The organism is Candidatus Methanoperedens sp. (assembly GCA_012026795.1).
Classification (GTDB): domain Archaea; phylum Halobacteriota; class Methanosarcinia; order Methanosarcinales; family Methanoperedenaceae; genus Methanoperedens.
In genome coordinates this window covers 1-17,907 of record VEPM01000039.1, presented here as the reverse complement: position 1 = coordinate 17,907, position 17,907 = coordinate 1, and the positions used below count along the sequence as shown (strand labels likewise).

Annotated in this window: 16 protein-coding genes and 1 pseudogene; 12 read left to right on the top strand and 5 right to left on the bottom strand. The window is 40.0% G+C overall.

What is annotated here, in order from left to right; genetic code table 11:
* Positions 1-32: 32 nt before the first annotated feature.
* From FIB07_16140 to FIB07_16120, 5 genes are all read left to right on the top strand, one after another.
* Positions 33-698: a winged helix-turn-helix domain-containing protein gene (locus tag FIB07_16140; GenBank protein ID NJD54379.1), complete on the top strand. Its 666-nt coding sequence runs from the start codon at positions 33-35 to the stop codon at positions 696-698.
* Between the two features lie 322 nt (positions 699-1,020).
* Positions 1,021-1,527, top strand: coding sequence for a hypothetical protein (locus FIB07_16135; GenBank protein ID NJD54378.1), 507 nt, complete (start codon positions 1,021-1,023; stop codon positions 1,525-1,527).
* A gap of 12 nt (positions 1,528-1,539) precedes the next feature.
* On the top strand, positions 1,540-2,622 hold the full coding sequence (locus tag FIB07_16130) for a bifunctional DNA primase/polymerase (GenBank protein NJD54377.1): 1,083 nt from the start codon (positions 1,540-1,542) through the stop codon (positions 2,620-2,622).
* A 105-nt stretch (positions 2,623-2,727) separates the two neighbouring features.
* Entirely contained in the window at positions 2,728-3,081 is a 354-nt protein-coding gene (locus tag FIB07_16125; protein ID NJD54376.1) for a hypothetical protein, read from the top strand.
* Positions 3,082-3,976: 895 nt separating this feature from the next.
* Positions 3,977-5,029 carry an IS1595 family transposase gene (locus FIB07_16120; GenBank protein ID NJD54375.1) on the top strand — a complete coding sequence of 351 codons (1,053 nt, stop codon included), beginning with the start codon at positions 3,977-3,979 and terminating at the stop codon, positions 5,027-5,029.
* Between the two features lie 191 nt (positions 5,030-5,220).
* Here the strand turns inward: FIB07_16120 and FIB07_16115 are convergent, their stop codons facing one another.
* Both FIB07_16115 and FIB07_16110 read right to left on the bottom strand, forming a co-directional pair.
* Positions 5,221-5,640: a hypothetical protein gene (locus FIB07_16115; protein ID NJD54374.1), complete on the bottom strand. Its 420-nt coding sequence runs from the start codon at positions 5,638-5,640 to the stop codon at positions 5,221-5,223.
* A 32-nt stretch (positions 5,641-5,672) separates the two neighbouring features.
* Complete coding sequence (locus tag FIB07_16110; protein NJD54373.1) at positions 5,673-6,380, bottom strand: transposase; 708 nt, start codon at positions 6,378-6,380, stop codon at positions 5,673-5,675.
* A gap of 865 nt (positions 6,381-7,245) precedes the next feature.
* On the opposite strand from FIB07_16110, the gene FIB07_16105 reads away from it, so the two are divergent.
* On the top strand, positions 7,246-7,404 hold the full coding sequence (locus FIB07_16105) for a rubredoxin (protein NJD54372.1): 159 nt from the start codon (positions 7,246-7,248) through the stop codon (positions 7,402-7,404).
* Positions 7,405-7,466: 62 nt separating this feature from the next.
* Here FIB07_16105 and FIB07_16100 read toward each other — a convergent pair whose 3' ends face one another.
* Together FIB07_16100 and FIB07_16095 are read right to left on the bottom strand one after the other, a co-directional pair.
* Positions 7,467-9,512, bottom strand: coding sequence for a CoA-binding protein (locus tag FIB07_16100; protein ID NJD54371.1), 2,046 nt, complete (start codon positions 9,510-9,512; stop codon positions 7,467-7,469).
* Between the two features lie 3 nt (positions 9,513-9,515).
* A complete protein-coding gene (locus FIB07_16095) occupies positions 9,516-10,580 on the bottom strand; it encodes an alpha/beta fold hydrolase (GenBank protein ID NJD54370.1) in 1,065 nt (354 codons plus the stop codon).
* A gap of 640 nt (positions 10,581-11,220) precedes the next feature.
* On the opposite strand from FIB07_16095, the gene FIB07_16090 reads away from it, so the two are divergent.
* A complete protein-coding gene (locus FIB07_16090) occupies positions 11,221-13,167 on the top strand; it encodes a copper-translocating P-type ATPase (GenBank protein NJD54369.1) in 1,947 nt (648 codons plus the stop codon).
* A gap of 602 nt (positions 13,168-13,769) precedes the next feature.
* On the opposite strand, the pseudogene FIB07_16085 reads toward FIB07_16090, so the two are convergent.
* Positions 13,770-14,402 (bottom strand): annotated as a pseudogene (locus FIB07_16085) (hypothetical protein).
* Positions 14,403-14,875: 473 nt separating this feature from the next.
* On the opposite strand from FIB07_16085, the gene FIB07_16080 reads away from it, so the two are divergent.
* The 5 genes from FIB07_16080 (at position 14,876) to FIB07_16060 (ending at position 17,643) form a co-directional block, all read left to right on the top strand.
* Complete coding sequence (locus FIB07_16080) at positions 14,876-15,577, top strand: PspA/IM30 family protein (protein NJD54368.1); 702 nt, start codon at positions 14,876-14,878, stop codon at positions 15,575-15,577.
* A complete protein-coding gene (locus FIB07_16075; GenBank protein NJD54367.1) occupies positions 15,574-15,864 on the top strand; it encodes a hypothetical protein in 291 nt (96 codons plus the stop codon). Before FIB07_16080 ends, FIB07_16075 begins: the two co-directional genes overlap by 4 nt.
* Before the next feature lie 54 nt (positions 15,865-15,918).
* The gene (gene htpX / locus FIB07_16070) at positions 15,919-16,812 is read left to right on the top strand and encodes a zinc metalloprotease HtpX (GenBank protein ID NJD54366.1); all 894 of its coding nucleotides are present in this window, start codon (positions 15,919-15,921) and stop codon (positions 16,810-16,812) included.
* Positions 16,813-17,011: 199 nt separating this feature from the next.
* Positions 17,012-17,245, top strand: coding sequence for a hypothetical protein (locus tag FIB07_16065; GenBank protein ID NJD54365.1), 234 nt, complete (start codon positions 17,012-17,014; stop codon positions 17,243-17,245).
* A gap of 20 nt (positions 17,246-17,265) precedes the next feature.
* Entirely contained in the window at positions 17,266-17,643 is a 378-nt protein-coding gene (locus tag FIB07_16060) for a DUF356 domain-containing protein (protein ID NJD54364.1), read from the top strand.
* Positions 17,644-17,907: the final 264 nt, after the last annotated feature.

The following is a 17,907-nucleotide window of genomic DNA, read 5'->3' as shown; positions in this document are numbered from 1 at the left end:
GAAGACATCCTTTTTCAAGATCGGAGTCGATAGTGCCTGAAAAAAAGAAATATCAAGAAAAGAACCTTTTCAAAATTACCAGCAGCACTCCTACTCCTACTAATCTTATTTCAAATCCCTGCAAGTTCAGAGGAAAAACCATAGAGATCCTCAGTATTCTTTCCAATAGCGGTGGAATGACTACAAGGGAAATTTCTGATAGGACAGGAATATCAATCAAGGCTTTAACTGTTATTCTTCCAAGAGGAGAAAAAAATGGTATTCTTGAAAGAAAAGAACGATGGGGCTGGCAGGCCACGCCTTATGGTTTTTTAATATTAAGCATTAATAATAATAATTACAACACGAATACAACACATGTACAACACAAATACAACACGAATACAACACGAACTTTAGACAGTCCCAAAGAATCGCATCAGCTGAACCTATCAATTTTTACATCCCGGTCAGACATCGCCGATCCTGAACGAGTAGTAGTAGAGGTACTGGTGCAACACTATGAGAGGACAGGAGAGAAGTATCGCTATTTTCGTGATTTATATCATTTCTGTGATGAAACTGGGGTAAGTGCAATAGATGCCCCGACAGCCATAGCCCGGTTAAAAGAAGAAGGGTGCATTTACACAAGAAAAGATGAATTCGGGTGGAAGATCGGTCTTAAAGTTGGTTTTGTTGAGAGATTAAAATTCTGTTAGTTATCAGAATAAAAGAAAAAAACCATGTTATCAAAACGTACGTATCATGTTACATAAAAGTATTTATAGATATAAAACATATAATAATAAGTACGTATTATATTACGAAAGATGAGGAAAATGAAAGAACAATTGAAGAATGACTTTGAAGATGTCCTAATAACCGAATTGAACTTACGACACCGGATTTCATGGTTCAGAAAAAACAAATTGAGTGAATATAGAAATATCTCATACAATTCCTTTTATCCATTGGCAGGCTGTGCCGCACATCTTAGAGCGTCCATAACTGGAATAGCACAGCTACAGCAACCCTACAAAAATCTGTCCGGGAGGATTGTGTCAATCTCTCCCTTGCCTCTTGTATTCATGGAGAAAAGACTTGAAGCATTACAGAGTTGTTATTAATTCAAAGGAGAAGGATTCAGGTGTAGTAAAGGCACTTGAAAACCAGGACCTTGAAATCGAGATCGCAACACTTGAATCCGGGGATTATATAGTAAACCGCAGGATTGCTTTCAAGCGCCTGACAGTTAATGATATCCTTAAATCAATTTTCAAGGGCGAGAAACTATTCAGCGCAATGGGGAACATGACAAAGGTCTATGAATGCCGAATCCTGATTATTGAAGGAGAAGACCCCTTCTTTCCAGGTAGACCGGTTAATCTTTCTTTCATTCAGAGCTTCCTTAAGACTATAGCTGTTTCTTTCGGAGTTTCGACACTTTTCACTTTGAACGAAGCGCAGACAGCTGAGGTAATATCCAGCATTGCCAGAGCTGAGCATTTGAACAAACCTGGACCCAGCAGAATTCAGAAGATACAATAAAATGGTGATAGTTTGGGAATAGAACAGCTGAACGAGGCCATTAAACTCACCAGAAAAGGCTGGGTGATCCATCCCCTAACAGGTCCGGGGGATACAGGAAATAGTCCCGGGAAGAGACCTCTACTAAATAGCTGGCAGAAACGCAAGAAGGCTACAACAACCGAGTTAAAAGAATGGTTTGAGAAAACTAATAATAATTTAGGTCTTGTCCTGGGAAAAGAGAGCAGCATATTGGTAATTGATTTTGATAAGCTTGACTGGGTAGATGTCCTTTTCCCTCCAGAGCAGAAGATTCTTGAAAGGACACTAAGGGCAGGAAGAGTTACAGGTAGAGGTCACGCTTATTTCAGGTTTATGGACAAAGTGGGCGCTCAGAAGCTCCGGGAGTTCGGGATTGAAATACTTACTTCCGGCAATCAGGTGGTTGTACCTCCATCAATACACAGGGAAGGTCAGCAATATAAATGGATTTTACCGGAAGGGGCAGACCTTGAAACCTTCGAGTTTCCGGAATTACCGGAAGCGGTCATTGAGAGATTCGCCATGTTGAAGTCGCTTGAAGCCAAAATGAGGGGCTGTCGTACATGCTTCAAGTGGGTCATAAATCAATCAAGGGATACGATGCACGGCAAAGAGGGGCGAAGGCTGATGCTTGCAACTGCAACTGAGCTGAAAGCCCAGCAAGTGACTCTTGAAGAGTTCAGGTTGTACGCAAAGAAAGTTTATAGGGAAGACTACGATTCAAAGCGAACTGCTGATGAGTGGAGGAATGTTGATGAAAGGAAAACGTGGAGATGCGATACGATCAAGGAAAACTTCTCTGAAGTATTGGAGATGTGCAAGACCTGTCATAAAAATATCCCGAATGAGGACAATATAGATATCGAGAAGATGAAAAATGCGATAGATATATTGACCTCGGGTGATTCACTCGGCTGTATACTCAATATCCGGAACAAATTCCATTCATTAGATAGGCCATCTGGTTATATTTTGTTATGCTGTCCAGTATGCAAAAGTATAGTTGTAAGCGATCATCTGGTTATAAATATTAACGAAGAGGAACTCAATTCAAATATTAAAAAAGAGGAGTGAACAGTAAATGAAATTTGAAAAGGCCGTAGAAATTTTTAAATATCCTTATGATATCATCTGTTAAAACTAAAAGATAACATTCAGAGTTAACAAGGGATTTTAATCATGACAAAAAAAAGAGATATCTCAAAACAGTTTTCAGATGATAAGTTGAATAAACTTCTCTCGAAAGAAGATGATAAACTAAAAAAGATAATAATTTTTATGAAGAGTACCATTAAAGAAACAAATCTACCATGGGTATCCTGGAAATTGCTTGAAGATAATGCAGGCAAAATAATTGGAAATTCAAGGCGTCCTGGATCTGATCTGTGGGCGATTATGAAACCTCACACTTATTCAATAGGAGAAAAAGACACAGACGTAGTAAATCCAGAATTTTACGAATACAAAATTGGTAACGCATGGGTTTACATTCCTGTTGAAATGATCTCACTTTATTGCGGGAAAGAGGAATGACTTCTATTTTGATATGTGAAGTTAATCTTGATTTTTGATTTTGATTTTTGTTAATTGAATTATTTATATTATCCTCAAATCTAAGTGATAGCTTTAATTATAATTAATAATATTTATATTATCGAAAATATTATATGTCCTTGAGGACATATTGTCGTTTTGTCAGCATGAAAAGGAGGTTTTCAAAAATATGATCAAAAAAGAATACACAAATAGCGAAATGAGACCAGGGAATAATTTTGTTTCTGGAAAAATCCCGGAAATATTTGAGTTAAAATCCGGAGCCTGAATGGAAGGACAATATTCTGGTATTCGTATCTTACTATGTCAAGCCGTAATAAAGGATTTGGATTACCTCATAGAGCACAAGATATTTACAGATGATATACAGGCTATCCAGTCAGCGATAACAAAGATCGCCACGGAGGAGAGAACAAAGGAGTTGAAGAAGCTTCGAGAACGTAGTAAATGGCGGGAAGAAAATGCTTGATTTTCGAAGCATTTTTTATTTTTTTATCTGGGGCGGTAATGATGAGGTTCGCCATTTGAGCTATGCAATTATTATCCCACTTTTCAGACTTATATCCTGAGATTCAGGGTTTTGTGGGCTACAGATTTTCAATTCTTAGAAAAAACACATACGTTATCGCTGAATATAAAATTTTGGCAACAGATTCAGTTAGTCTATATATGGGCTATATGCATTTTTGCAAAATCAAGTACAATCGGCTAATTTTTGCAAAATGTAGCCTACACAACCCTGAAAGTCAGGTTATATAGCTGTAAGGACAGGGAAGCGAAAGTTTCTTTTTTAAAGATAAGAGAAACCGCTCATCTAAAGTAAATCGTTGCTACATAAGTTATTAGAACCAGATTCAATAAATATATAACATATATGATTAAAGGGGAGTTATCAATTTCAGATTTTATGCCTTCTGAAGAGAAATGTTTTGAACATCTTCAGCGAACTCGATGGTATAATGGTGTGGTTTGCCCGAAATGTGGTTCCAAAGAAATGAAGAAGAATGGGACTGAAAACGGTAGTCAGAGGTACTACTGTTATGGGCATGATGGTACTTTCAGCGATACTACGGGTACAATATTCTATAGATCGAAGATACCTCTCAATTATTGGTACTACTTCATTTTCTACTATCTGCAAAACCATTCTGCCAATCAGCTTAGCCAGGTGTTAGGAATAAGTTATCCAACAGCTCTGGGCATGGTGAGAAAAATACAAAAATGCTTAAAAGGGACTTGTGATGGCATCAAACTCAGTGAGATTATAGAATTCGATGAACTCTACCTTAGCGTGGATGAAAAAGGGAACAGTGAATTAAGGTTAACTCGCCCACCAAGGAAAAGAGGATTAAAATTACGTGGAAGAGGAACGATGGACAAGGATAAACCGCCCGTTATAGGTGGTTGTGATAGAAAGGGTAATATTCGACTTGCAGTTCTGGATCATGTCGATTCTGATTCTGTTTTTACATTTTTACTTACAGTAGTTGCTATCCTCTCAAATATGCTGAAAATTTTTACTGATGATTTCACAGCATATATGTTTCTGAGAAAAACCTGGGTAAAGTACGAATCAGTAAACCATAGTGCTGGAGAATATGCACGTGGAGAGGTGCATAATAATACGATGGAAGGCTACTGGTCTGTCTATCGCCCCTGGATGAATACCTATAGAGGAGTTTCGAAAAAATACCTTCCTGAGTATACCTCTTTTTTTGAGTTTGTAGAAAATAATAAGCGGGATGGCTGGCTCAATTTACTGGATAAAATAAATTTTTTAGTCTGGATCAGTTTGCAATATAGAATCAAGCAAGGACATATACAACCTCATACAGATTTATATAATTTTAACACTATGAATCACGATAATCATACAGCAACGTTTTCATTTACATGCAGTACTTCCGCAAGTAACCCTTCAGTTTAAATATGGTATCCAACAGAACATTGTCTCACTAATTTGAGGGGCACATGTGCATGCTAAAGCTGTTTGCACCCTAAAATAAATGATGCATATATCAATTAGATGGCGTATTTAAAGTTATTATTGTAAAATTTGTTACTTGTTCATATTTTCTGGAAAATATGGCTTGGTTCAGAGATAATCTGGCCTATATTTTAGGGAATTTTCATAAAAAATCGATAGCTGACGCTATTCTGGTTTTCAGCCGGGTCTGCAATTGCTTCTTTATTAACATTGTTAAGATACAAACCAATATGGAGTTTCATAATTCGTGTTGTTATCTTTTGGGTTCCCAGTTCAATTCCATGTTCACGGCAGTATAACAGATTGCATAGCAGCCAAAAGTTATACAAGATTACTGAAATCATGAAGTATAGCATCCGTACGATATAGCATTCTGTCGTAGTAATTGCCAGAAAATCTTTTTTTACACGGTATCCAGTTTCTATTCCCCACCTTTTTCTATACATTTCTGCAATGGATTTTATATCCTCTTTATATACAATTTGAAAGTTTGTTGCAAATGTATAATATTCCTTATCTTTTTCATCATATTTTGCCATTAGATTGAACATAGTGTCCTTCTTTCCTGATCGCATGGTATATTTTAGAAAAAAGCTCGTTTTATCGGGTTATTCTTTAAAACCTGCTTTATCTTATCGTTTTTAATGGCAGGCATAATGTACTTGAGTTTCAAGTTCTCAAGAGCTTTTATAACATCTACTGAGAAGAAACCACGATCAAGCAGTACATACTTTACATGTACATATTTCATGGCATGTCGTAGTAAATCACTCACTATGGTTGCATTATCATTTGAAAGCGGTGTTAGAGGTATTGCTTTCAATGTGAACCTGTGGTTTTTCTCTACTATGTCAATGGTTGCATATTTATAGCAATAAGAAGTCCCATTTTTATGTTTACAGCCCATTATGAAAGGATTATTCACTTCCCCATAATAAGGAATCTCATGAATATCTATGGCTATTGCAGCGTATTTTCCAAAAAGTCTTCTTTTTTCTGCCATCTGGTGAGATGAATTAATGGCTTTCTCCAATTGATATTCGATCTCTTTTAGGTTTTGTCTCTCAATGTGGTACAGAACAGTATCTGCTGAGGGAATACTCTTTTTATTCTTAATATTTTCCAACTCAATAACAGTACTCTCAACAGAAGTAGTATTTATCGATGCTGTCAGGATTAGATTGAAAATATCTTCCTGGTGATATCTTGAGTTGGTTCTAATTTTAAGGTCTATTTGTCTATTCAGAGTTTTAAGCGTATCTTTAAGTAAATGGGTGACTAAATAATTCAAATGTCTGTCCTTTCTGGTTTTTTGGGTGATTACAAAATATTCCAGTAAGGACGGACATATAATAACTTTTTACCTGCGGATGTACTGTACATGAGCGAAAGGTATATCGGTACAACCTGTATAAAGGTCTACATAACCCTGAAAGTCAGGTGATAATGGCTAGTTTACGGAACGGGATCTGAGTCCCAAAAAATACACAGCCTTCACCGCCCATATCAATATATATAAATCAGAACGAACAAAAAAAGTTTTTCATGCTTCATGCATGAGTCGAAGACTCATGAGCGTTTACGGACAAATCTCGGCGATACCCTTAATAGGGTAGAGTCCAGCGCTCTACCCCCCAGTAATGCTTACTTATGTTATGGGCATTCGGACTTGATTGGCACACACAGATCACACCCCTCATCTGGATTGGGTTCGCAGCATTTTTGATCAGTCCTGCATGATTTAGGAGTGGGTTTTTTTAGGAGTAGGTTCTTTAGGAGTAGGTTCTTCAGGAGTAGGTTCTTCAGGAGTAGGTTCTTTAGGAGTATCCCACCATAGTATATATGCCGCCTTGAATTGTCCTGCCTGACCATGGAAGCTTAGTTTGCCACTACTGAATACTTTCACATGAACATCAAGGTGAGCGTCATCCGGATTATCTACAAGATTAACACTATGCTCCTCTACATGATCCCTCGTAGTAAAGCGGCCATCAATGAGTTCTTCATATCTTAGTTTAGCCCCCGGTGGTCTGGTTGTAGCTGGGTAAATAGTGGCATTCGTTTAATCTTATACGATAGCTTTTTGATCTATTAAAAACAATTAGCAATAGGGAGTTCTGTTATTAATTAAGCGCTTCCTTAAAAGGGGTGAGTAAATGGCAAAATATCAATGCAGTATCTGCAACTATATCTACAATACAGATAAAGGGGAGCCTCCAGAGATCAAGCCCGGAACTGCTTTTGAAGATATACCGGCTGATTGGATATGTCCTTCGTGCAGGGTTTGTGGAAAAGATATGTTTAAAAAAATATAGATATAGGACAGATTTATTGGTTGAATTGGTTGAATATCATTGAAAGCTTAATCTTAAGTTTGCTAATCGTAAACTTTTTTACAGCTCCAGTGCATCCCTACAGTCTTAAAAGCTTCTTCTAGCTCGGGGAAATTTGGTATAGAAGCCTCTCTCAGGACAAGTACACCACTCTTCATACTACTACCTCCAAGTAAGCACCCGACTATCATTTTTTGTGTATGGTTTGAAAATCTTACAACCTCTTTAGCGAGATGCCTTGGATCTAAAACAGCCGAAGGCACTGCAACGACGAATGCGACATCCCACATATCCTGGTTGCGAATCATCAAGTCAAAAACACGTGCATATCTGTCTGCCCGGGCATCTCCAACAAGATCCATTGGATTCCCATGACTCCATTCCGGTGTCAGAAAGGAGCTGAGCTCTTCAACCAGTTTTTTAGGAAGGTCTATAACTTCAATGCCGTACCTCTCGGCGTAATCTGAAGCGAGAACTGAAAAGCCTCCAGCATTAGTTATAATAATTGCTCTATTTCCCTTAAGATGACCTTCCGAAGCCAACAGTTCACCTACCCGGAAAGCCTCTTCCAGGGAATTTGCAGTAATGACTTTTGCCTGCTTGAATGCAGCCATATACACCTCATAGCTCCCGGCAAGTGCACCAGTATGGGATGATGCTGCCTGTTGACCTATCTTTGATGCCCCGGATTTTAATGCTATAACAGGTTTTTTCTCAGCAACCTCACCGATAACCTTCATAAACGCCCTGCCGTTTTTTATTTCCTCGATATAAAGAATTATACTTTTAGTATTCACATCATCTGACACAAATTTCAGGAAATCATCAAAACCCATATCTACCTGATTGCCCACACTTATGATTACAGAAAAACCAAAATCTTCCTGCAGGCTCCAGTCCACTACTGTGGTGATAGTAGCCCCGCTCTGCGAAATGAACGCTATGTGGCCGGGTTTTGGAGATACCGGATCAAATGTGGCGTTAATCTTTTTATGCGGCAGAATGATTCCGAGACAGTTCGGACCTATCATCCGGATACCGTATCTTTGTGCAATCTGTAAAACCTTATTTTCAAGAATTCTTCCCTCTTCCCCTGTTTCTTTAAAACCCGCGGATATAACAACAGCCAATTTGACGCCCTTTTTACCGGCTTCATCCATAACTTCAGGAACGATTGATGCCGGAATAGTTATAACCGCAAGGTCAACTCCGCCAGGAATGGATGCCAGGGATGGATAAGCTTCGCGCCCGAGTATCTCTTTTCTTTTTGGGTTTACAGCATATAATTCACCGGGAAAATCCAGTAGATTTCTAAAAACTGCATAGCCGACTTTATTAGGGTCGGATGAGGCACCAATAACGGCAATAGATCTGGGGTAAAAAATCCCGGAAGAGATTTCCTTTTCTACCTTTTCCCAGGGCAGAATCACTTCATTGCTTTCATAAATTCTTGCATCAACAGCGCATGCCCCTTTTTCATACAGCATCAGTGGATTGATGTCAAATTCAATCAATTTATTGCTTTCGTAAAACAGTTTAGAAACTTTATCAATAGTTTCAGCCAGCACCTTTTCGTCTCGAGGCGGTTCACCTCTATAACCCTTTATTAAAACGTATCCCTTTATCTCCTGTATCATTTTTTCTATCTCATCCATCTCAATCGGAAGCACCCTCAATGAAACATCCTTCAAAACTTCGACCAGTTTTCCGCCAAGCCCAAAAGTAATGACCTTTCCGAAAGAAGGGTCTGTTTTTCCTCCTATTATCAGTTCCAGTCCAGAAGGCATCTCCTTTTCAATAATTATACCGCTTATATCAGTGTCGGGAGCTTTTTTTCTCACACTCTGTATTATGGTTTCAAATGCGTTTTCCACTTCCTCCTTATTTTTTATTCCGGTTATAACCCCGCCTATATCGCTTTTATGAACTACCTGCGGAGAGACTATTTTTGCCACAACAGGATAGCCGATCTTCTCTGCAATCCTTATAGCCTCATCAGCATTATTTACAATTTTATACTCAGGAACAGGAATTCCATATCTCGTTAGCAGGTCGTATCCTTCAGCCTCGCTTAACATCCTTCTTGACATAACTTACCCGGCTGAATGCACCTTTATCCATTCAATAATCTTCGGCCAGTTATCCCTGAGAGGTATTGAGCCCATAAACAGTCCGATGTGACCACCATTGGCTATATCCTTTACAATCTCGCTCTTATCGGTTCCAAGCCGCTCCTCAGCATTGAATACCTGTTCTTTAGGGGTTATATCATCCTTCTCCCCGGCTAACAGGTATACGGGGCACTTTATATTGCCCAGATCCAGTTTCTTTCCGAGCCCGACAAATTCTCCTTTAAAAAACCTGTTTTCCTTGAAGAGTTCTTTTACAACCTGAAGGTACCATTTTCCTGGAAGGTCAATTGTATATTCATACCACCTTTCAAAGAGTTCAAACCTCTTAACATATTCCGGGTTATTGATGCGCTTGTAGAGCGCCACATACTTGCCGAAGTATTGCTCATCAGAGTGAAGGCTTTTAAAGCCACCAAGCATGAAATCGCCTTTCAGAATACCTCCTCCAATCGATACAAGTCCCTCAAAGAATTCCAGAGGTAACTTGTGCGCATATTTCATAATAGTACCATCCCCGACATCAGTGTCTATAGGAGTTCCTCCGAGAACGAGGGTATTTACCTTATCCGGAAACCTTGCAGCATACATGGCTCCCAGCCAGCCGCCTTGACACATCCCGGCGAGATTGACCCGTCCGCCCAATTCGTCTACGCATATATCCAGTTCGCTCAGATAGGTATCTATGTTGCAGTATTTCATCTCCTGGGTTGCGCTCTTCCAGTCTATCGAACTTACCTTTTCGATCCTATTCTCCAGGAGCACCTCAATAAGGCTCTGTTTAGCGTTAAAATCGACTATTGTTGAGGTATGACCTGCATAGGGAGGTATGATTAACGTATAGATTCCTTCCTCTCTCCGGGAAAAATCCCTCAGTTTCAACGTATGCAAGTCCATTATGACATGGTTTTTTGTTGCCCACATCGGCTCAGGCTTTTCAACCTGCGTTTCCTCATACACTTTTAAAAACTCAATGTAATCCCTGAAAGTTTCCATATTTTCCTTTACTGCTTCCGCATTTTCCTTCATATAATCATTAATGAATGCAAAAGGCCACAGTAGAGGATTCGTACCATCGGATTTAAACGGATCCTTGGCTTTTTTCTCGTAACTTTCCTTAACCATATCAACTCGCTCCATATTTCATTGTAGAAACGAGAGCTGTATATCCCGGTGCTAATTCATCTAATCTTGCTGCCACTCCAATCACCTCTAGATTCTATATTACTATATCTATGAGAAACCATTAATATCTTACTATCTCCGGCTCCTCGCAGAAAGAACACAAGATAAAACCAGGGGAAAGTATATGTGGAGAGGGGTTCTATATATATATAGTAATGTAGATATTTTCTGCAAGGGGATCACAATGGAGGATCAGTTAGAAACACTGAGGTTTGAGATTCGCGATTACATACGCCCGGAATGTTCCTGTAAAGTAGAAGACATGGTAAATTCAATTGAGCATGTCGTTAATTCTACATTCGACCCTGTGAACAACTTACTGACTGTTAGAGTCCATAAGGGCATGGTCAGTGCAGGGGATATAATCGAAGAGTTAAAGAAATGCGGAATACGCTGTGAGGAAGAAAAAACGGTCTATGGCAAAGCCCACATGGAGCATGAAGCAGCGAAAATGAAGAAACCTGCACCGCATGACCACCATGCAATGATGGAGGCTGAGATGAAGAGGCATTTTATTGTTGCTGCAATCTTCACGATTCCTGTTCTGATACTCTCGCCGTCGATACAGTCATGGGCCGGCTATACCCTGCCGCCATCTCCAATCTGGAGATACCTGCTTGTTCTTACAGCTTCTGTTGTGATTTTGTATGGAGGTTTCATTTTCTACAGAGGCTCAGTTAAAGCTTTTAAGCTGCATACTCTTGATATGAATGTTCTCGTGAGCATTGCTCTTCTGTCAGGGTATTTATATAGTTTAGGCTCTACTTTCATTTTCACAGCGCCGGACTTTTACTGGGAGATTAGCACCTTGGCAACATTTATTCTTTTTGGTCACTGGATGGAAATGAAAGCAGAGAGAAGCGCATCTGGAGCATTGAAAGAGCTTGTGAAACTGATTCCGCCTACAGCTAATCTAATAAGGAACGGTGAGATAGTCGAGATTCCTACTTCTGAGCTTAAAGTTGGAGACATCGTTCTTATCAGACCCGGGGAAAAAGTTCCAGTAGATGGAGCGGTGGTAGAGGGCGAAACTTCAATCAATGAATCCATGGTTACGGGAGAGTCAAAGCCTGTAGAAAAGAGGAAAGAAAGCGAAGTTATTGGCGGAACGATAAATATTGAAGGTGCAATCCAGGTCCGGGTGACAAAAACAGGGGAAGATACAGCTATCGCTCAAATTATAAACCTTGTTGAACAAGCCATGACTTCTAAGCCCCGGGTTCAGAAGCTTGCAGATAGAGCAGCCAGTTACCTGACTATTATAGCAGTCTTTGTAGGCGGAGGTACATTCATTTTCTGGTTTGGGGTCGGGGCAGGTAGTCTTTTTGCTCTAACCCTTGCTATCACGGTCATAGTTATTGCCTGCCCTCATGCTCTGGGTTTAGCAATTCCAGCCGTAACATCGATATCCACAACCATGGCTGCCAATAGAGGGATGCTCATAAAGAACGCAGAAGCGCTTGAAATCGCGAAGAATATCGACATTGTAGTGTTCGATAAAACAGGAACCTTAACAAAAGGGGAGTTCGGAGTTACAGATATCATTAAGCTGGGGAACTGGAGAGATAAAGAGATTCTGGAAAATGCCGTTGCCGTAGAGGTTAATTCGGAGCACGTTATAGCAAAAGGAATAGTTAAAAAAGCACAGGAAGATGGCTTTCAAAGCATAAAAGCTGAAAAGTTTACAGCTATTCCGGGAAAAGGCGCCAGGGCTATTATCGGTAACAGCGAGGTTTATATAGGAAATGCAAACCTGGTGAAGGACTTAGGGATAAATCCTGAAGAATATCAGGATGTGGTCTCAAAACTTTCGTCTCAGGGTAAGACAGTTGTTTACGTTTCAGCAGATAAAAAAATCCAGGGCTTAATCGCCATGGCGGATTTGATAAGAGAGGAGTCTAGAGAGGCTGTTCGGGCCCTGAAAGAGATGGGCTTGGAAGTAGCCATGCTCACCGGGGATAACAGGCAGACAGCATCCTACGTGGCTAATGAGCTTGGATTGACCACGTTCTTTGCCGAGGTCCTTCCAGAGCAGAAAGCAAGTACAATAAAAGGATTGCAGGACCAGGGAAAGAGAACTGCGATGGTTGGAGACGGCATAAATGATGCACCTGCGCTCGTTCAGGCAAATGTTGGAATAGCGATCGGCGCTGGCACGGATGTTGCAGTGGAATCGGCGGATGTTGTTTTAATCAGAAACGACCCCAGGGATGTTTCCAAGCTCATCAGGCTCAGTAATAAGACCATGCGTAAAATGAATGAAAATCTGGTCTGGGCAACAGGCTACAATGTTGTGGCAATCCCAATAGCTGCTGGCATACTTGTTCCCTTCGGAATAGTTTTGAGACCCGAGTTTGCCGCCATAACAATGTCTGCAAGCTCCATAAGCGTGGTTATCAACGCTCTTCTAATGAAGAGAGCGAAAATATAGAAATCTATCATTGCATCATTTCTATATTGCGACAAATACATGTAATAGGGTGTTGTTACACAAACAGGGAAAATGTGCCATCAAGAAGGAATCAATTTTCTGGTAATAATGTAATTTATAACGGTGAGTCGATGGACATTTAAAAGCTTATCAATGGTTGTCTGAGGGGAGGTCTTTTTACAAATACTTACGAATCAAGTCCTCTTCCCCTGCCAGTTTTGTGTTTGTTGACAAAGATGATTTTAAAAGTATGTTTGCTTCGTTCTTTTCAACTCTGGTGATGCCTCCTTCTATAACCCTGGCTTTTCTCTTAAGATAATTTGACTTCTCCACCGTCTGGCTTAAATCATCAATAGGAAGCTCGATTTTCCCAACATTATACAGAATCAGATAACCAATATCAGTACTTCACTAAAAAATCTTGCCAAATCTCTCATCTCAAACACTCCACAGTAATTCTCATTTTTAACTCCCTTCTGACCCATTCTTCAATAAGTAATATTCTTTTCACCGATACCATAAAATTTTCTCACAATTATATTGTATATATCTGATAAAAACAAAGAGAGGATTAATAATATCTCAAAAAGCCCTGATTATGTTTAGCCGTTTCTCTCCCTCCACCATCCCACAAGCGGCGGCACCCAGCAGAGATTTACAGCGATAGTTTCAAGTGCCGTATATATCTGGGTTGTTGGACTGAAACCCAGCAAGCGGGCTGCAAGCAATCCTATAGGAGCAATAAGAATGACAAGCAGGCTTGCCAGCATCACAGGATGGCAAATATAATGTTTGATGGCTTTTAACCATGATTCTTCTTTTTTCCTGAGGAAAACCAAGCCTGAGATGTTTGCTCCTATCTGATCGCTCAGAGCGTAAAAATAAGGGATGTAAAAAGTCTCGACTCCATACATATTCATACCGAGGAGACGGCTTACAAGATCAATGAACCAAGGTATAGGTATGAGCAGGAATTTTCCTCATCCATAGGCTTCAGACATTGAGCTCTCAGCCTTGTGCAGGCGCTGCCTGATGGAATATGCTCCTTCAAAGATTCTCTCGCCCTCTCCATAGAAGGTACGAACGAGCCATTGTCCCACACCGCTTCTCTGAAAGCCGTAAGAATCCAGAACAGCGCCAAGGATAAGACCTCCGGCAAACCCTACAGCAGTAAATTTGATAAGCCCTCCGAATCCTTCTTTTTCAGGCCCTTCTGTCGTGTTTTTTTCTGCCATACTATAATGCTACGATGCTATTCCTCATAACGCGTACATTCAAAGATTTCCTTGTAGACCTCGGAAAGCACTATATCGCTGACCTCAAGCAGTTCCTTAACTTTCGCATTCCTGATACTATAGTGAATATTTATGGATGTATAGATAAATAATGAATGATTATATTCCTGAATTGCAGGCAATTTCCTTTTAACTAAAACTTCCTATGTCTCTTTCAGTTCTTCTTACCAAAGTATTTTTTTCTGGATTAAACATAAGAAGAGTGGCATTTGCATGTTCCTTTGAAAACTTTTGATAACTTCTTAGAAGCAGGGATAGCCTGGTTTACAAAATAAAAATCAAACTCAATATAATTTTTATGAATTTAAACCAAAACCAGCTTAATAAAAGAAGAACCTTTAGATTCTAAAAAAGAAAGAAGTGAAAATCGAAATAATTCATCAGTACAATTTAATTAAAATAACGAGGAAAAAATGGGACTTATAGACAGGATGAGCACAGTCATCAAAGCAAAAGTGAATAAGATTCTAAATAAATTCGAAGATCCGAGAGAGACTCTCGATTACTCTTATGAGAAGCAGCTTGAACTCTTACAAAATGTCAAGCGCGGCGTAGCTGAGGTAACAACTGCCAAGAAGCGGCTTGAATTGCAAAAGATGAAACTCGAGCAGAATATAACAAAATTAGACGAACAGGCGCGAGGTGCCCTGAAAGCTGGACGGGAAGACCTCGCAAGGATTGCGCTTGAGCGAAAGGGCACATCACAGACTGAAATAGAGAGCCTTACGAAGCAGATAGCAGATATTTATAAAGAGCAGGAAAAACTCATGGCAACGGAAAAGCGCCTGTCAGTTAAGGTAGAGTCCTTCCGCTCAACAAAGGAAACCATCAAAGCCCAGTACAGCGCGGCTGAAGCGCAGGTCAAGATTACAGAATCTGTTAGCGGTATCAGCGAAGAGATGAGCGATGTGGGGCTTGCAGTCCAGCGCGCACAGGATAAAACAGAGGATATGAAGGCGCGTGCATCTGCGCTTGATGAACTTGTAGATTCAGGCACTCTTGAAGATGTGACCGGGGGAACGAAGGATGACATTGAACGGGAACTTTCTAAGATAAAGTCAAAGGGTGAAGTGGATGAGCAGCTTGAATCGTTGAAGAAGGAGATGGGAAAATGATAGTGCGGTTAATGGGAGAAGGACAGTACGAGCTTGATGAAAAACATGTGGATGAGCTCAATAAAATCGACAACAACATAGTGAGAATTATTAGCAGAGGAGACGAAAAAGCTATCAGAATAATCTTCAAGTCAGAATTCAAGAAGCTCAATGACCATGTACGAAAAAATGGGAAAAAGATCCCGGATGATATCATAAAACCTAGCGACTTAATCATACCGCCTGCTGACATTTCGCTTAAGGAGGTAAGAAAGATTTTCAAAGGAGATGGACTGATAAAAGATTGAGTACAATGAAGCCAGTTTTCAATGAAGTGATTGGTGCTAAAACAGGTGATTAAGATGAAAAAGTGGTACCGTGATTATGGACTTCAGGCACGCATGGTCCTAACTATGCTCTTGCTTGCTGGGCTGTATCTTATCTTCCTTGTTGTTCTATCAGAGTACGGAGGGATAGGGACATACGGTTTGATGGTGTTTGCAGGTTTTTTCCTGCTCATTCAGTTTTTCTTTTCAGATAAGTTTGCCCTCTGGAGCATGGGCGGGCGTATTGTCAGCGAGCAGGAGGAACCGCGTCTTCATGAAACAGTATCAAGACTCTGCGCAATAGCCGATCTACCTAAGCCGAAAATCGCTATTGTGGATAGCAATATCCCTAACGCCTTTGCAACAGGAAGGAGCAAAGACAGCGCAGTTGTAGCAGTTACGACTTCTTTGAAACAGAAATTAAGCCAGCCAGAGCTTGAAGCAGTGTTGGCCCATGAGTTGAGCCACGTCAAGAATCGTGATATGCTGGTTATCACAATTGCAAGCTTCCTGTCCACCGTTGCCTTTTTCCTTGCGAGGAATATGCTGTTTTTCGGCATGGGTGGCGGAAATCGTGACCGCGACAGGGGCGCAGGCGCCGCGATAATCGTTTTTGTGATATCGCTGGCGGTATGGATCATAAGTTTCCTGCTCATACGTGCTCTTTCAAGATACCGCGAGTTTGCGGCTGACAGAGGCTCTGCGGTAATCACAGGTCAGCCAAAACATCTTGCCTCGGCTCTCATGACCATAAGCGGTGTCATGGAACGTGTACCGTCTCGCGACTTAAGAGAAGTGGAGGGTATGAATGCATTTTTTATCATTCCCGCGATCTCAGGGGATTTGATAATGAATCTCTTCTCCACGCATCCAACGGTAGGGGCACGCATACGCGCACTTGAGGATATGGAGCGCAAGATGGAGTTCTAAATGGGATTTCTTGATGCATTCCCTGAATTTTTATAAATTCATACTGGAGCTAATTGTCTCATTTTACTGTGTTTGAAAATAATCCGCTACTTTTGCTATAAAAAGGAAAAAATCAGTAAATATTGTTTAACTTTTTAAAGCAAAAATCGGTTAAGGAATAGCGTAGATAGTAACATGTCAAGAATTAAGAGGTGAAGTTATGGACACAGTTGATATACTAACATATATTTGTAAAAAAAGAGATGATTTTGTCGCAAAAGGAATGAATGTACGGAGTGCCTTAACAAAATCAGAGCTTGTAATAGCGAAAGAGTATCATATAAGCTTTGAATCAATAAACAAATTGTCACAAGGTAAGCGATCTTTCGAAATAACAATGCAAAAATTCAAATTAAAAAGTACAGCGTATACATTGACGCCACAAGCAAGGTAAAATCAATCGAGATAGGAAAAATGAATTCACTGGCAGTAATTAGAGCGAATGACAATTCTAAATTAAGAACAGCACTTCACGACCTTGTGAAGTATGGTCATATTTCATACTCCAGCGTACCGAGAAAGCTTGAACCAGGTTTTGCAGATAACATACTTGTAAATATAATGAAGGCTCCATTAAAAAGCTGGAGCACGGCTGCTGCTATTGTGCCGTTAATGGATTCAGCCAGTTCGGCCATCAACAGACTGAGGAGAATTCATCCTCCAGCTCATGTGATAATTGTGAGCCCGATGCATGAGATTTACTATCAGCTGATAGGCTGCATCGAAATGTTGCCAGAGGCATTCCCACGTAAGTACCCCCTTTCAAAAAAGATTTCCACTGTAGAACAGTGAAGCTTCAAAATGGGATTTTTCCCACAATCTCATACTGTAATATCTTAAGTTTGAAAGTATTTCTTGAAGATAAAAATCAATTAGAGGCAATGAAATTAAATTTTCCTGCAAGAGGAAGCTAATGGTTTATGCTTTAAAAAAACGGTAATTCTTTTTTTGGTTAAGTACGGTAACTAACTAATAATGGTATTTTTAATTTAACTTATATTTTATAACATATATTCAGTTTATACATAGCTATAAATAGGATAAAAACAATGTATA

What these genes read in the sequence shown, in the direction of transcription:
- FIB07_16125 (NJD54376.1), top strand. Translation starts at nt 2,728, where the DNA reads ATGACAAAAAAAAGAGATATCTCAAAACAGTTTTCAGATGATAAGTTG.
- FIB07_16075 (NJD54367.1), top strand. Translation starts at nt 15,574, where the DNA reads ATGATAGTGCGGTTAATGGGAGAAGGACAGTACGAGCTTGATGAAAAA.
- FIB07_16120 (NJD54375.1), top strand. Translation starts at nt 3,977, where the DNA reads ATGATTAAAGGGGAGTTATCAATTTCAGATTTTATGCCTTCTGAAGAG.
- FIB07_16105 (NJD54372.1), top strand. Translation starts at nt 7,246, where the DNA reads ATGGCAAAATATCAATGCAGTATCTGCAACTATATCTACAATACAGAT.
- FIB07_16115 (NJD54374.1), bottom strand. Translation starts at nt 5,640, where the DNA reads ATGTTCAATCTAATGGCAAAATATGATGAAAAAGATAAGGAATATTAT.
- FIB07_16065 (NJD54365.1), top strand. Translation starts at nt 17,012, where the DNA reads ATGGACACAGTTGATATACTAACATATATTTGTAAAAAAAGAGATGAT.
- FIB07_16090 (NJD54369.1), top strand. Translation starts at nt 11,221, where the DNA reads ATGATGGAGGCTGAGATGAAGAGGCATTTTATTGTTGCTGCAATCTTC.
- FIB07_16100 (NJD54371.1), bottom strand. Translation starts at nt 9,512, where the DNA reads ATGTCAAGAAGGATGTTAAGCGAGGCTGAAGGATACGACCTGCTAACG.
- FIB07_16095 (NJD54370.1), bottom strand. Translation starts at nt 10,580, where the DNA reads ATGAAGGAAAATGCGGAAGCAGTAAAGGAAAATATGGAAACTTTCAGG.
- FIB07_16060 (NJD54364.1), top strand. Translation starts at nt 17,266, where the DNA reads ATGAATTCACTGGCAGTAATTAGAGCGAATGACAATTCTAAATTAAGA.
- htpX (NJD54366.1), top strand. Translation starts at nt 15,919, where the DNA reads ATGAAAAAGTGGTACCGTGATTATGGACTTCAGGCACGCATGGTCCTA.
- FIB07_16080 (NJD54368.1), top strand. Translation starts at nt 14,876, where the DNA reads ATGGGACTTATAGACAGGATGAGCACAGTCATCAAAGCAAAAGTGAAT.